The 14498-nt window shown below is 40.0% G+C and carries 14 protein-coding genes and 1 pseudogene; 7 read left to right on the forward strand and 8 right to left on the reverse strand.

What is annotated here, in order from left to right; genetic code table 11:
* Positions 1–4: 4 nt before the first annotated feature.
* The 3 genes and pseudogenes from H5186_RS12030 to H5186_RS23060 all read right to left on the reverse strand — a co-directional run.
* On the reverse strand, positions 5–454 hold the full coding sequence (locus H5186_RS12030) for a flavodoxin (protein ID WP_149982930.1): 450 nt from the start codon (positions 452–454) through the stop codon (positions 5–7).
* Positions 454–1218: a tRNA pseudouridine(65) synthase TruC gene (truC, locus tag H5186_RS12035; protein WP_310736236.1), complete on the reverse strand. Its 765-nt coding sequence runs from the start codon at positions 1216–1218 to the stop codon at positions 454–456. Before truC ends, H5186_RS12030 begins: the two co-directional genes overlap by 1 nt.
* A 30-nt stretch (positions 1219–1248) precedes the next feature.
* Positions 1249–1536 (reverse strand): annotated as a pseudogene (locus H5186_RS23060) (YqcC family protein); the annotation flags it as partial.
* Between the two features lie 103 nt (positions 1537–1639).
* Here H5186_RS23060 and H5186_RS12040 point away from each other — a divergent pair.
* Positions 1640–2668 (forward strand): DUF3549 family protein, encoded by a 1029-nt coding sequence (locus tag H5186_RS12040; protein ID WP_182794493.1) that lies wholly within the window; start codon positions 1640–1642, stop codon positions 2666–2668.
* A complete protein-coding gene (locus H5186_RS12045) occupies positions 2669–2968 on the forward strand; it encodes a DUF3301 domain-containing protein (RefSeq protein WP_169019573.1) in 300 nt (99 codons plus the stop codon).
* A 722-nt stretch (positions 2969–3690) separates the two neighbouring features.
* On the opposite strand, the gene H5186_RS12050 is transcribed toward H5186_RS12045, so the two are convergent.
* Entirely contained in the window at positions 3691–4332 is a 642-nt protein-coding gene (locus H5186_RS12050) for a GNAT family N-acetyltransferase (RefSeq protein WP_182794494.1), read from the reverse strand.
* Positions 4333–4477: 145 nt separating this feature from the next.
* Between H5186_RS12050 and H5186_RS12055 the strand changes: the two genes are divergently transcribed.
* The 3 genes from H5186_RS12055 (at position 4478) to H5186_RS12065 (ending at position 5855) form a co-directional block, all read left to right on the forward strand.
* Positions 4478–4711: a DUF2789 domain-containing protein gene (locus H5186_RS12055; protein WP_149982926.1), complete on the forward strand. Its 234-nt coding sequence runs from the start codon at positions 4478–4480 to the stop codon at positions 4709–4711.
* 89 nt (positions 4712–4800) lie between these two features.
* Positions 4801–5064 (forward strand): hypothetical protein, encoded by a 264-nt coding sequence (locus H5186_RS12060; RefSeq protein WP_182784871.1) that lies wholly within the window; start codon positions 4801–4803, stop codon positions 5062–5064.
* Positions 5065–5081: 17 nt separating this feature from the next.
* The gene (locus H5186_RS12065) at positions 5082–5855 is read left to right on the forward strand and encodes a Zn-ribbon-containing protein (protein ID WP_149982924.1); all 774 of its coding nucleotides are present in this window, start codon (positions 5082–5084) and stop codon (positions 5853–5855) included.
* Between the two features lie 39 nt (positions 5856–5894).
* On the opposite strand, the gene syd is transcribed toward H5186_RS12065, so the two are convergent.
* Positions 5895–6434 (reverse strand): SecY-interacting protein, encoded by a 540-nt coding sequence (syd, locus tag H5186_RS12070; RefSeq protein WP_182731911.1) that lies wholly within the window; start codon positions 6432–6434, stop codon positions 5895–5897.
* 59 nt (positions 6435–6493) lie between these two features.
* Between syd and queF the strand changes: the two genes are divergently transcribed.
* Complete coding sequence (gene queF / locus H5186_RS12075; protein WP_182717945.1) at positions 6494–7339, forward strand: NADPH-dependent 7-cyano-7-deazaguanine reductase QueF; 846 nt, start codon at positions 6494–6496, stop codon at positions 7337–7339.
* Between the two features lie 54 nt (positions 7340–7393).
* Here queF and H5186_RS12080 read toward each other — a convergent pair whose 3' ends face one another.
* The 3 genes from H5186_RS12080 to H5186_RS12090 form a co-directional block, all read right to left on the reverse strand.
* The gene (locus tag H5186_RS12080; protein WP_182717944.1) at positions 7394–8275 is read right to left on the reverse strand and encodes a peptidylprolyl isomerase; all 882 of its coding nucleotides are present in this window, start codon (positions 8273–8275) and stop codon (positions 7394–7396) included.
* Between the two features lie 306 nt (positions 8276–8581).
* Positions 8582–12268, reverse strand: coding sequence for a translocation/assembly module TamB domain-containing protein (locus tag H5186_RS12085; RefSeq protein WP_182794495.1), 3687 nt, complete (start codon positions 12266–12268; stop codon positions 8582–8584).
* Entirely contained in the window at positions 12268–13983 is a 1716-nt protein-coding gene (locus tag H5186_RS12090) for an autotransporter assembly complex family protein (RefSeq protein ID WP_404936145.1), read from the reverse strand. The genes H5186_RS12085 and H5186_RS12090 overlap by 1 nt, the downstream gene beginning before the upstream one ends.
* Before the next feature lie 174 nt (positions 13984–14157).
* Between H5186_RS12090 and H5186_RS12095 the strand changes: the two genes are divergently transcribed.
* Positions 14158–14493, forward strand: a complete 336-nt coding sequence (locus tag H5186_RS12095; protein ID WP_182794496.1) for a ribonuclease E inhibitor RraB — start codon at positions 14158–14160, stop codon at positions 14491–14493.
* Positions 14494–14498: the final 5 nt, after the last annotated feature.

Consider the following 14498-nt stretch of genomic DNA (forward strand, 5'->3'; position numbering starts at 1 on the left):
TTATCTACTGAGGTAACTTAGCTAACCACTCTTGGAGCCATGGCTGAGTTACTGGCCAAGGTTCAAAATCTTCACAGGCATCGATTTCTAAACGATGACCGATAGGTTGTGCTTGTAAGTCACGAAATAACTCATCAAAACTTCGCCCTGCGCCACAAAACGTATCACCATAACTTCGGTCGCCCATGGCGATAATACCGTATGGCTTAGCAGTTAACATAGGAAAAGTGCTATTCAACTCGTTAAAAAAACCAGCAAGGTTGTCAGGAATATCACCTTGTCCGGTGGTCGAGGTGATCACTAAAATATGTGTGGCTTGCTGAATATCTGCAATGGTTGGTTGATCAACTAAATTTACGCTGTGCCCTGCTTGTTCTATTGCGTCAATAACGTCGTCACTTAAACGCTCGGCACCACCATAAACACTGCCTACAAATATGCTAATAGTTGCCATTAATAATCCTTCTCTTGATGTGGCCAGCCAAGCTGTTGACAAATAGTGAGCATTGCTTCACCTAGCGGCGCTTTAATATTGATTTGTTGTTGAGTATAAGGGTGCACAAAATTAAGCTCAGTTGCAAATAACATTAATCGACGTAATGCAAAATGCTCTCTAAAAAATTGGTTATGCTGATTATCACCATGATTAACATCACCAATAATAGGCAGTGATAAATGTTTTAAGTGACGGCGGATTTGATGCTTACGACCAGTTTTAGGAAAGCACTCCACCAGCGAATAGCGCACTGTTGGGTATTTATCAATTGGTATCGGTAACATTGCTTGCTGCAAGCAGTTAAACTGAGTTTGTGCCTCTTGTGGGGCTTTATTTTGATCAGCAAACTTATCCGCAATTTTATCCAGCTGTTCTTTTAGTGGTTTATCTAAAAACACCGACTCCGGAGCAAAACCACGCACTAACGCGAGATAACGTTTCGAGATTTGATTATCAATAAATAACTGATTAATGTCCCGTGCAGCTTCAGAGCTCAATGCAAACAGTAACACACCTGATGTTGGCCTATCTAAACGATGCACAGGGAACACATGCTGGCCAATTTGATCGCGCAGCATCTGCATCGCAAATTGTGTTTCGTGTTTATCTAAAAATGATCGGTGTACTAATAAACCAGAAGGCTTATTAATTGCGATATAGTTTTCATCACGGTACAAAATTTCAAGCTCGCCAAACTCAACGGGGGCTGGACGTTCATTCACTATTACTTCTCTTCCTAATAACTTATCAAGCTGAGCTAATAATTGCATCACAGCTGCACCACCATTTTTTTGCGCTAACATGAGTTCAGCCATTGGCGCGATGGCAAAATTACTCGGTAACGGCTGTTGTTGAGCGACTAACATTTGCATTTTTTCAATAAATACAAATTGTAACCACTGCTCAAACGCCATAGTATCGTGACAAAATGGCACTGTTGAGTTTAACGCTTGCGGATCAATTGGAGTATTTTGCCAAAGTTGATGCTGTTTTAATAAGTCTTCGAGTTGCGTTAAGTAAGTTTGGGTCTGTTGGTACATAACCACCCTTGTTGATTATCATTGCTTGATTATACCCTGTTCCAACATGGCCTGCTATGGCGTATAATTTAACGAATTTTGCAGTAAAAATCAGTGGATCATTATGACCGAGCAGATCGCAACCTTAGGGCAATTACTTGATGGCGCAGGCACAAATTGGCGCGTTTTTGATATTGGCAGACATATTACCAAGCTAGATAAAAAGCAATTTTTAGCCATTGAGCAAGCACAGATCCCCTATCCTTTCCCGCTCGCAGGCCATGCATGGTTAGCTATTCAGTTTTGGGATAGCAAAGCCAGTAGAGAGCCCTACGTGTGGTTTTTAAAGTTTCCAGTTGATGAGCAAAGCAAACTGGTATGCGCCAGTCGCGATCACTTTGCCAATATGGTAATAGAAGCACTTGGCAATGATTTGACCGGCGAGCAAGCTGACGGGAAGCTTGATAATAACCCGTATGTGTTTACACCTAACGCAAATAAACTAGCTGCATTTAATGCACAGTTAAAAGTGTTATTAAAACAACCTGCCTCACAATATTATGAGTACACCCAACTGTATTTTAGTGGCAAACTAGGGTTTGATAATTGGCAAAGTGTGGCAGTACAGGGTATTGCTGATTTTGCATTACGCTTAGATAGCGATAAAAATCTAGCGTCATTACAACAAGCCTGGGAGCAACTGCCAGCTGAAGTATTACAACCGCTCAGCGCAATGCTTGAACATGTTGAAATACCGTCGGTATTTAGTCAACAGTTGTTAAGCTACGCCCAGCAAGCCATTGCGCAAAAAGATACCTTAGCACTGTGTTGTGCCCTACGTGCAATGTCAAAAGCACAAGCGCAAACACTTACGGCACAATTAGTGGATACTATTTTAGATTCAGAAATTGCCACAGAATCGGATGTTTTACTGACCATAGCAGGACGTTGTTTTAACTTGCTCACTGATCCTGAGCGGTTACATATTTTTATGGACAATTGCGCCCATCATCAGCAAATTGAAGAGCTTTTCCCAAGTATTTTTGCTGACTTAGTTGCAATACCGAGTATTCGACCACACTTATTAGGTTTACTTCGTAAAGAAAATCGCAGCGAAACCCTCGCGCGAGCAATTGGAAGGTTATTCTCGTAAATGGCAAGTTTATGGACATTCATTATCATTGGTAGTGTAATTTATTTGTTTTGGCTTAATCGTAAAGTTGCTGAAGCTGCCAACGCACATGCAAAACGTCAAAGCGACCAGCTACAAGTGCAATTAATGAGTGTCGCCTGCACTAAACGCCGCTTTGGCCTTTTAAAAAGCGGCAAACCTGGTATCAAAAGCGAGTTTATTTTTGAATTTTCCAGTGATGGTGAAAGCGTTTATCAAGGGGTGTTATTTATGGAAAATGAAATGCTGAAAAGCGTTTTAGTGCCGCCACATAAGATTTAGTAGTGAGTTAGTGAGTTAGCAAGTTAGAAAGTTAGAAAGTTAGAAAGTTAGAAAGTTAGAAAGTTATCAGCGCACACTGATATTTAATCATTTCACGTTAACTATAAAAAACTAAGGCGTAACATATAGTTACGCCCCAATCTGACTTCGTCCATAATAAGGCATCCATACCTACGCCGAAGCTACCATTTTTATCTATCCCCTGAACGGGTATATATCCAAATACACCCTCACATTGCATCTATGCAATATCCTACACATCCTAGTGTTATCCTCTTTGCCTACCTGGCCATCCTGCGTTTCCAAACGCTCCTATTACTTCCTGTAATATAATCCTTTGGGCTATCCTTATCATTAGCTCCGCTAATGTACCGCATCCTCGCAGTGTCCTAACTCATCCTTGCATCCGTGTTAACTTGTCCATTTGCTTCCTGCTAAGCATCTTGCTTAATTGCCATAATCCGTTTCCTTGGCAGCAGCTCATTCATTGAGTCTGTGTCGTCTTGACAAAGTAAAGTTTAAAGCAAAGTGGACTCAGCGGTAGTCATAAATAATAATAATTTTCATGTAACAAATTTGCAAAAACAATTTTTTTACTATAAAACAGTTTGTTACGATGAAATCAATCATGATCACAGCGATATAAAAGGCTTAAGCGCACGATAATGTGAGACATATCCTACAGTGACATTTCCATTATGGCGCTTTATCTTAAATCAATGCTATTGAGCTGATTTAAATAGCAGTTCACCTTGTACATTGTTAAAAGTCAGTTGTTGTAAGTGCACAAAACCTTCACTGGCAAAAAACGCGGTATGTTTATCTTGGGTTACAAATACAGCCATACCCGATGCAGCTGGATTACCGCTAACTAAATCATTCAAGCCACGCAGTAGATGACGGCCGAGGCCTTCACCATGAAAATGAGGATCAACTGCGATAAAGGCTAAAAAATAGTAATTTCCTTGTGCTGCGAGCGCATTACGGATCGTTTGCTCTTTTTCAATTAATTGATTTGTTTGCAAATAGCCAGCACTAAGCATTAACTTTAAACGCCAGTGCCAATAGCGCTGTGCTTGCAGCTGACTTGATGATTCGAATACACACGCAACCGCTTTTAAACGATCATTTTTATATAAACCAATCAGCGGCTGTTTTTCTTGCCAAAAAGTACTGAGCTCTTCACGGATCAGAGCACGTAATTTTTTTTCATAAGCGGCTTTATTCGCCTCACTATAATTGAGCATTGGTTGCAATAGCGGATCATCATGATAAGCTTGATAGATTAAGCTCGCAGCAATACTGATGTCTTCTGCAGCGATATATTGAACTCGAAATGTCTCATTTTCAGTCTCAACTGTCATAGCTAGTCCTTTTTATTATTTTGATTTTTTGTACATCAACAACTATAGGTATATTCCTATCTGCGTTAAAAGGCAAATTCAGCGGGTGTTAAACTCTAACAACCCATCATAAAGTCCTATAACTGTTACCATCAAGGAGCATGACATGGATACCACTAAACACGATATCAATACATTATTCAAACAACTCGGCTTACCAAGCTCAGAGACTGAAATTGACACTTTCATTGCTGCTCATTCATTACCTGCCACAACATTATTACAAGACGCCCCTTTTTGGGATCAAGCACAACAACATTTTATTGCTGAATCATTAGCAGAAGATGGTGATTGGAGTGAAGTGATTGACGAACTGGATGTACGTTTACGTCAGCAGTAAAAGTATTTGGCTACGGCCAACCACCTGTTATTATACCCGGCGCAGCACATGTTAGTGCTATGCCTTACTTTAAAGAGTTTAAAAATCGAATGAATGCTGTTGTTTTTGATGCAATTAAAGCCCTTCTTGATGAAGGCAAAATTCCTACTGTAGCTTTAACTAAAAGTAAACTGACACAACCTATTCCATTGCCTGTTATTATTGCTGCTGTTAGCCAATATAAAAATAACCCTGATTCTATCCATAATTTAGCAAAACAACCTCAGCAAAAAAGTGAGACTGTAGACAACTCTAGTCAACTTGATCGCATCGAAACAAAACTAGACCGCTTACTGGCACTACTTGAAAAATAATAAATTAGAGATCCATCATGTTTGTTGTTGATTTAACGTTTGATTGTTACCAAGATACGACCCTTGAAAATGCCGAACAAGCGATAAACCGCTTAGTTAATGCACTGCGCTTTAATGGGCAAATAATGGGAGAAGAATTCCCAACAGTATTAAAAGATGGCTACTTTGTAACGCGTGTTATGTGTCCAACTGATGATGCAATGCACCCGCTCAACAACAGTCCATTTGTAAAACACAGCATTGATAAATTACATAGCGCTGGATTGCTGGCACCAAAAGTAAAAGTGATCGGCCAAGATATTCACTCTAATGGTGCAGATGAGTGTCATGAGCCGTCCAGCTATATTTTATATACAACCTATGTGCATACATGTAGTCCGCTGTATTGCGGTGATGATTTTTTACCCGTTCCGTTGTTTAAAATACCCGCGATTGCCAATGGTGATTATAAAACTTTAATAAAATGGCAAGAAGACTGGCAAGCTTGCGACCAAATTCAAATTAATGGTGCAACGCGTTGTGAATTTCCTGCATTAGATGAAATATCAAACATTGATAGCGATCTTTCTCGTCGCGGTAAAGATATTGCCAAACGTGTTAGCTTTTTAACTAAAAAGCCAGTTTATTATTATTTGTATCGGGTTGGTGGCAAAGACAAAGCATCTGAGCTTGAACGTAAATGCCCAGGCTGTAATAACGAGTGGAAGTTACCTGAATCATGGTTTGGCTTATTTGATTTTAGATGTGAACCATGTGGTTTAGTGTCTAATATATCGTGGGATTTTCAGTAATAAAACAAAAGGGAACTGCAGTTCCCTTTTTTAGCATTGTTATATTTCAAGTGCTGCAATAAACTCTCCAAGATTAGCCGCTAAGGTATGATGCGGTTTCTTTCCGACATACTCCAAACATACTTCACCTGAAGAAATTAATACTGATACTAATAAATCGTCTTGATCCGTTAAGCCTATAAATACCGTTGGCTCTTGCTTAAGCTTACGCTTCATCAATACATGCCCGGTTATATTTTGCTGCAGTAAATCAAAGTCATCTTCATTCCAAGCTTGCAGTAACTCCACGCTATGTTGGTTTATTTTGGCAGTAATTGCTCCTGCGAAAAACGCGCCATAATACTCATTCAGTGCTTGTGGAAATTCAACCTCAAGGGCTGCTGCTAAATCAGTTAAAGAGCCTGTAGGACTGCGACGCGTCGCCTGCCATTGGATCATACCATTTGCATCCGCACTGCCAACCTCACAAGGGCTTGACCAATCACTGTCGTGCTCAATACATGGTAATGAATCTGTCTGCTCTAACTGGCGCTGGGCAAATCGTTGATGAAGTTGTTCTAATTCTGTAGCAATACTCATACTGTGAAACTCATAAGCTTTAGGTATAATGGCGCTATTGTAACTATAAAAGACGTAACATGACAGATTACAGCAATTCACCTGAACTAAAAGGCAGCGTACTTGGCCAGTCAACCGAGTATGTAGATACCTACACACCGAGCTTATTGTTTCCGATCGCACGTAAACTTAACCGCGATGATTTAAACATTGATGAAAGTGCCTTACCCTTTAAAGGTCAAGATCTTTGGACTGGCTATGAGCTGTCGTGGTTAAACGCAAAAGGTAAACCTGTGGTTGCCGTGGCCACCTTTGAATTTCCTTGTCAAAGTAGCCATATCATTGAATCAAAGTCTTTTAAGTTATATTTAAATAGCTTTAATCAAAGCCGTTTTGATTCAATTGATGACGTACAGGCTATTCTAACTGCGGATCTATCGACAGCAGTAGCAAAGCCCGTCAATGTTACTTTGTACAGCCCGAGTGATTATAACTGTTTACCCTGTACGCCGTTGCCTGGTGAGTGCATTGACGACTTAGACATTGAAATTGATAACTACCATTTACATGCTAACTCTTTACAAGCGGTCGCGACAAATACAGTGACTGAAACACTGCACAGTCACTTATTAAAATCTAATTGCTTGATCACCTCACAACCTGACTGGGCGAGTATTATTATTCGCTATACCGGTGAGCAAGTATGTAAAGAGTCTTTATTGCGGTATTTGATTTCTTTTCGTACTCATAATGAGTTTCATGAGCAATGTGTTGAGCGTATTTATTGTGACTTAATCACGCAATTGAAGATTACCAAGCTTGAAGTTTATGCCCGTTACACCCGACGTGGTGGCCTTGATATCAACCCATATCGATCCACAGATCACGATACAATACCATTTAACGTGAAAATAAACCGCCAATAATAGTCATTTTATTGTATAGAACCCCGAGCCCGCTCGGGGTTAATTTTCAACTCGCTAACTTTCTAGCTCACTAACTCTTTTAGTTGGTATTGACATACCGCATACATCAACATAATTAGGCGTTTCTACAAACCATGCTTCACTGCGATTTTGACGCGCTTTAATCAACATTTTAAAACTATTAGAATCTGTTTTTAGCATCTTAAATTGACTCAGGTCCTCTTTGCTTATATCAGCTAAAACTTGCAGATCCGTTATTGGATTAAATTTCTCTCCTGCTGTTTCTATGCGTGAGAGCAGATTAAAATGAGCCATGCCTTCTAGCACCCGGCCAAATACGGTAATATTTCTATCTAAGTAACGAGGTCCATGACCTAATGTGACATAAAACTCAGTGCCACCGCTGTTAATATCATTATCCCTTGCCATCGCAAATATACCGTTACAATGTACTTGCCAAGTTTGGGTTTGCGCTTCATTTTGTGCCACTGCAAAGCCATTTAAAAACCCCGTGATTGCAGCGTAACCATCTTCTCTATCCAGTTCGGTAATTTTAAGTGCCATTTTAGTCGCTAAATAAAACTCAGCAGGTACAGCTTTACTTGCAGTGTTAATTACTTTTTTACCACTGGCATCACCGCCTTGGGCTACAAAACCTTCCACAAAACGGTAAACACTCAAACCTCTATAAAAGCCTTCACGAGCAAGTTTTTTTATATTCTGTGTGTGTTTTGGTGCAAGTAATGGATTAAGTTCAATATACGCCGCGCCCGAAGGTAGAGTAATTTTAATGATATTATCAGTGTCTACCATTCGCCATTCTGATGCGCTTACATTACTCATTACATCACTGACTGTTGGTTGTTCAACCGTGTTTGCCACGCTTGTTTGACTCAAGATTAACGCAACCGCAGCTAAGCATGATTTTTTCAACATATCCCACAACTTTTTTTATTATTAGTGGTGCTACATTATTGGGTTAAGGTTTTTTTATCAAGCCAAAATTGTTGTTGCTGAATCGGCGCACTGCGCGGCAATAAGGGATTGCGAAGCTGAACAATTAGACGATTTTTTAAATTAGCTTGCGCAATAGTGATAGCAGACTTACTTAATACCAGTGCGAGTAACTCAGCAGGATAAGGATGACCTTCGGCTTAGCTAACACTTAATTGCGTGTTAGCTAAGCCACTAAAAAAACAAAATACATAAGCTAAAATATAGGCTCTCAATGCATCATGACCATTAATCTAAATCGAATTTATAAAGAATATCAACATTTTGATACAGGCCACTGGTGATTTCAATGTATAACTGCGACAGTAACTGATAGCGTACAGCCACTTCACTAAGGGAGTCAAAAATCCCCACACTGTATTTCACTTGAATGCCTGGCGCAACGTAACCCGAAATTTCAACTTTGGTTTCCTCGCCGCTACCCTTAGAGCTCAAACTCACATCAGATAAACCAAACGTTTCACCAACTTTAGAAACCATTCCTTCGCTGCGGCTCACCCCTTGCGATAGCAACAACTGAGTTAACATCGCATCGGTTGAGCTATCACCTTCACCTAATGGTTGACCATTTAACAAGTAAGCGAGTGATTGTGCTTGATCCATTGCAGGCTCTGAAAACACTTTGAATACAGGCTGGTCGATATTGCCTGTTAAAGTGATCCCGGCAATAACATCATTAGCTGTATTGGCTGGATTACGGATCGCTTTAATATTTAAGTACGGCTTATCAATTGGGCCACTAAAACCAATTTGCCCGGTGCGAATTATCAAATCTTGACCAAATGAACGATATGTCCCTTGTCGTAAATTCAATTCACCGGTGGTGATCATTGGCGTTTGTTGATCCATTTTAATCGCTAAATCACCTTCAATTTTTGACTCCAAACCAAAAGATTTTATACGCACATCGTTTTCAACAATTAGCTTTAAGTTTATATCGTAATCAAAAGGCACTGCTTGCGTTTGCTTAGTCTGCTTATCAATAATAATCTCATCATCACTGACTCGCACAGCGCCTTCTGGTAACTCTTCGATTTCTATTCGACCATACGGAACAACCACTTGCCCTGCTAGTTTAAAAGCATTATCAACTAAACTTATTTTTAAGTCTGGGGAGATCTTAAAAATCACTCCTTGCTGCGCACGCACATAAAACTGCTCACCAAGTACCGCTAAGTTAACTGCAGGTTGAGTCCCTTGCCAATCAATATCACCGGTCAGTGCTAAGTCACCGCCTTCAGCATCTTTTAACTGACCCTCTAAGGTCGCTTTGGTTTTATCAAATGCGATACTAATATTTGAATCCACAATCGCGACTGGAAGTTGCTCGCCTTGTAAATTCACGTCGGAAATCTCAAGTTCACCATTTAACAATGGCGCACTGAGCGTGCCAGCTAACGCAATTTGCCCGCTAATACTGCCTTTTAATTGCTCTAGAGTACCCATAAAAGGCTGTAAATCGGTTAATAAAATCTTATCAATCATAAGTTGACCACGAAGCAATTGCTGACCAGTTAAATCTTCAGCATTGAGGTCAGCACTGATATCACCAATCACACTAGAACTTAGACGAGCCTGCAATTGTGTATTTTGTTGATCCGCGGTCGCGTTAAGCGAAAACGTTTCTATTGGTAAACGATAGCGCTTATCTTCATTTATAAGCGTAGCCGCCAAATCATGTGAGCTAATTGCTACTGTTAAAGTTTGTAATTGAGTGTTTTGCCAATTCGCATTTAGTTGGCCGTTCAAGCCCCCTTCGGTAATAATATTCTCAGGTAATAAATGTTTTATTTCGGCTAGATCAAAATTATCCAGTTGCGCTTTAAACTGACCTTGTTGGTTAGTTTGGCTAAGCTGCTCAACGCAAAGTTTGCTATTGTCACTTTTCCAGCAATGTTGCTGCACCGAAAAATCGCCATTGTCGATATTAAATTCAATTGCAACCGCCGGTTGTGTGCTAACACGAATAACATTATCAGTAAGTAATACATCACTGACACGGCCTTGCCATACTTGATTAATAAATTTACCAGCAACTTCAAATTGAGCTTCTCCGTCAGCGGCATCTAAATTAAGTTGCAGTTGATGATCAGCTTTATCACCTGCAGCTGCTATAGTAAAACTGTTGATATGACGACCAGATACGCTCGCATCGGTGAGTTTTAAACTCACATTGGTTTGCCAATCAGCGGCATAATTAAAGTCTGTTTTGAGCGCTAAATGTTCAATCGCAATATCAGCAAAGCTTAAATGACTGATGCCAACATCTAAATTAACTATCGGCTCCAATCGTTGCCCAGTTATCGCAAGCTTACCTTCACCAACGCCGGTAAATTCGAGTTCATTTTGCTGCGCTTTATTTAAATGTAACAGCCCTTTAATATTCCACTGCTTAGTGATATCACCAGATAATGTAAGTTTATTTTCACCACTGGCAAGCTCAAACTTATCAATACTTGCATACAGTGAGTTATTTAAATCAAAGTCTGAGGCAAAGCTAAATGGTATATCGTTCAGCGTACCAGCTAGCTGAGTATTGGTCATTTTCAGCTGCCATTGCTGCTGCTTAGCACTGAAAACACCGTTAAATTGCCCTGAAAGATCACTTGTTAGCGCATCTGTTAGGTACTGGGCTTTCAAATGAGTTAATTGCCCTGAAAACTCACTATGAATACCTTTATCCCAACGCGCAGACGCTGTAATAGTGGCTTTACTCTCGTTCGCTAACAATGACAAGTCATCGACGTGGATCTGGGTTAGGCCACCTTTAAGAGAGGATTTTAACTGTACCTTAGGGTATGCCGCCAACTGACTTTGTGCTATTAGCTGTAACTTATAATCATCAGCATTACCTTTGCCGGTTAACTGCACATCACTAATCTCTAAAGCGTTGTTATCTACTTCAAGCTGCCACTGAGTAATATTTGCATTGACTGAAAAAGGAAAGTTTATCGTTTTTAAATCTGCGTTTATTTTTGCACTTAGCGGATATTGCCCTTGGGTGACTACATCTAATTGCAAATCGTGTAAATCACCATCCACAGCCAAACTGAGCTGATGCTCTGGATTGTTAAGAGTTATTTTTGCCGTAACCGGCGTATCATCAACTAAGGAGGCTTTTAATTGGCTACTCAAATGCCATTGCAAATAGTCAGCACTGAATGAAGGTAATATCAGTTGATTTTTTGCAATTGAGAAAGCACCTTTAATATCTGTAATTTCATGACTTTGCTCACCCTGTACAATCGTTACTTTCGATACCAATAATTGCTCAAGTGTTGCTGCAAGCGGCGAGCTAAAATGGATGTCAGGTAACGCCGCAAGTGCAGTTAGTGGTTCGCTAGGAGGTGATTGAGTCTCTTTGAGCAGCACATCAACTTGAGCAATTGAGAGTGATTTTAACGTCACCAGGGATTGCTCTGCCGAGGCTGACAGCGCAAATTTTGTCACTGTGACATCAGCGCTGGGATGAGCAAGCTTAAACGATGCAATTGCGATACGTTTAATCGAAACTGCTATCGGTAAACTGATTTCATCAGTACTACTGGCAACTGGCAGCTCTGGAACAGTCGCTTCATCATCAGCTAAATTTTGTGAAGTATCGGGCAATACCAGTGCCATGCTCTGCGCACTTATATTTTCGATGCAAATACCTTCACATCCCCACCAATATAGATCGATTTTTAGGTTTTTAGCATTAAAATCTAAGCCACCTTGTTGAAACCGCACATCAAATGAATCGTTATATAAAAAACGGCCATTGTTAATATCTATGTGTAAGCCATCGACTAGTTTGTTTGCGGTATAGGCAATCAACTGATTACCCGGTGCTGTAAATAATAAACAAAATACCAGCACGAATACCGAGGCAAGAAACACTGTGAGTGCGGTGATGATTTTTTTCATTCTTGACATTAAATTTCAGGCCCTATGGTAATACTTAATCGTGTACTGTTACTTTCTTTAGTGAGTCCCCACGCGTGATCAATTCTCACAGGGCCTACTGGTGTTAAATAACGAATACCAAACCCAGCCCCCACTTCTACACGGTCAGTAAAGTCATTGGTCGCTGTACCGCTGTCTACAAATAAGGCTGCTCGCCAACTTTCTGCAAACTGGTAATTATATTCAACAGTACCTGTAATTAGATATTTACCACCAATCAAACGACCGGCTTCATCTTCAGGTGATATTGATTGATATGCAAAACCACGTACGCTTTGATCACCACCAGCATAAAAACGCAGTGAAAATGGTACGTTATCAATATCATCAACCAACATTGCACCAATATTTGCTTTTAAAAAAATCAAATGTCGGTCAAGGTATGTTTGCAACCAAGCATTTTGTATCTGCATTCTGACGATATTAGTAGTTGAAAACATGTCCTTTAAGCCAAACTCTGCCGACACCAGCCATTGATATCCTGATGATGGTGTTGTGCCTCCCTCGGTAACTTTTTTAGCGTAACTGAGCCCGGGCATTAACATTTTTGAGCTTTGCTCTGTATCGCCAATTCGGTATGTTTCACGATCGCGGCGTAAAAAAGCGGTACGAACCCAGTTATCATTGGTCAACCATTGCCGTTGTAGTTGCCCTGTGAGAATTTTACTGTATACGTCGTTAGTTAACTCATCTTCTAACTTGTAACCAACAGAAAAACGCCATAAGTCATCATTTGGATCATCAACAGGGACAGTGTAACCAAGTGAAATATCTTGCTGACGCTGTGACACATTTAAGTTACTTTCAAGGTAGTGGCCATTTTCAGTGATCCAAGGCTTAGACCATTTAAAACGCACTTTGGGCCCCAGATCTGTACTGTAGCCGCCGCCTATTTCATAACTATTGGCAGGTTTGTGTAGCACGTCAACCCTAATAGGCACTTGCTTATTTGCACGATTAGAAATATCAGCGTAAACACGTACGCTGGCAAAATAAGGAGTGGTTGAAAGCGCTAAGTTATACTCAGATACCAAGGTTGCTTTATAAGCTTCACCTTGCTGAAATTTTGCAATAGAACGGATGTATTTTTCAGCTCGAGTTTCTTCACCCAAAACTAACTCACCAAATTGATAACGAACACCGGTGTCGATCGTTAGGATCACTTCAGCACTGTTATTCTTTAATGAAATTGCGAGTTGGTGTGCTAGCCATTTAACATCAAAATATCCTAACTCAAGCAATTGCCCTTCAATTTTTTTACGCGCCGCATCATAGTTACTGTGATTTAAAATATCCCCTTGATTTAAATTAATAGTGTTGATGCTATGCTTGAGTAGAGGGTCATCTTTACCATCACCTTGGACAGTAATACGTACGTCTGCAATTCGTGTTACAGGTCCGCGCTCAATAGTGGCCACTAAGGTTTGTGTTTCATTATTATAATTTAACTTAATGGTCGGTTTATAATAACCAAGTGCTTTTAAACTACTCGCCACTTGTTTTTTTGCATGACTTAACAAAGTACTGGTTGCATTGTCACCTTCTAATTGTTTTAAGTACAGCGCAACGTTTTTTTCAAGATCGCCCTTAATACCATTAATTTCATAACTAGTTACCACTTGCGCAGCTGCAAATACATGAAACGAAAAAAATAAAAATAAACCAACCGCAAAGCGAGTTAATATCCAACTAGGCAAGTAATTTCCTTACTTAAAAACAATTTACCGATAATTATTGAAATAGTACCATATTGAAGTCACTTCACGCAGTAACTCAAATGTGAAAATTAGTACGCTTATGTGCTTTATTTTGGTTACAATAGTCGATACTAATTTGAAATAATTTTATTGAGTTTTTAAATGCACTTTCCTGATGATGACAATGGCCAACTTTTAGCTGAAATCGCCGCTGCGAGTATAGATTTGGCCCAAATGCACAAAATTGATTTCTATATTTTATTTGAGCAAAAAGTAGATGCCGTAAAGTTTGCCACCGCGATAGCCAAAGATGAACTCTCCCCTGCCACCGAATTAGTGCAATGCACAGACACCGGTATTTGGGAAGTGGTAACTCAGGTAGAGATGGTGCCAGATCACACTTTACTTGGCCAAACAGAGCAATATTTAGAAAGTATTGCAAATGGCTATAACGGTTATGGTGATGGCTGGGGATTAATGGATGGCGACGACGCCTAAGTCTA

The sequence above is a fragment of the Pseudoalteromonas sp. SG41-2 genome (assembly GCF_014164535.1).
In the GTDB taxonomy this organism is placed as follows: Bacteria; Pseudomonadota; Gammaproteobacteria; order Enterobacterales; family Alteromonadaceae; genus Pseudoalteromonas; species Pseudoalteromonas rhizosphaerae.

Coding starts and splice junctions, on each gene's coding strand:
- H5186_RS12030 (WP_149982930.1), bottom strand. CDS start 454: ATGGCAACTATTAGCATATTTGTAGGCAGTGTTTATGGTGGTGCCGAG.
- H5186_RS12040 (WP_182794493.1), top strand. CDS start 1,640: ATGACCGAGCAGATCGCAACCTTAGGGCAATTACTTGATGGCGCAGGC.
- H5186_RS12045 (WP_169019573.1), top strand. CDS start 2,669: ATGGCAAGTTTATGGACATTCATTATCATTGGTAGTGTAATTTATTTG.
- H5186_RS12050 (WP_182794494.1), bottom strand. CDS start 4,332: ATGACAGTTGAGACTGAAAATGAGACATTTCGAGTTCAATATATCGCT.
- H5186_RS12055 (WP_149982926.1), top strand. CDS start 4,478: ATGGATACCACTAAACACGATATCAATACATTATTCAAACAACTCGGC.
- H5186_RS12060 (WP_182784871.1), top strand. CDS start 4,801: ATGAATGCTGTTGTTTTTGATGCAATTAAAGCCCTTCTTGATGAAGGC.
- H5186_RS12065 (WP_149982924.1), top strand. CDS start 5,082: ATGTTTGTTGTTGATTTAACGTTTGATTGTTACCAAGATACGACCCTT.
- syd (WP_182731911.1), bottom strand. CDS start 6,434: ATGAGTATTGCTACAGAATTAGAACAACTTCATCAACGATTTGCCCAG.
- queF (WP_182717945.1), top strand. CDS start 6,494: ATGACAGATTACAGCAATTCACCTGAACTAAAAGGCAGCGTACTTGGC.
- H5186_RS12080 (WP_182717944.1), bottom strand. CDS start 8,275: ATGTTGAAAAAATCATGCTTAGCTGCGGTTGCGTTAATCTTGAGTCAA.
- H5186_RS12085 (WP_182794495.1), bottom strand. CDS start 12,268: ATGTCAAGAATGAAAAAAATCATCACCGCACTCACAGTGTTTCTTGCC.
- H5186_RS12095 (WP_182794496.1), top strand. CDS start 14,158: ATGCACTTTCCTGATGATGACAATGGCCAACTTTTAGCTGAAATCGCC.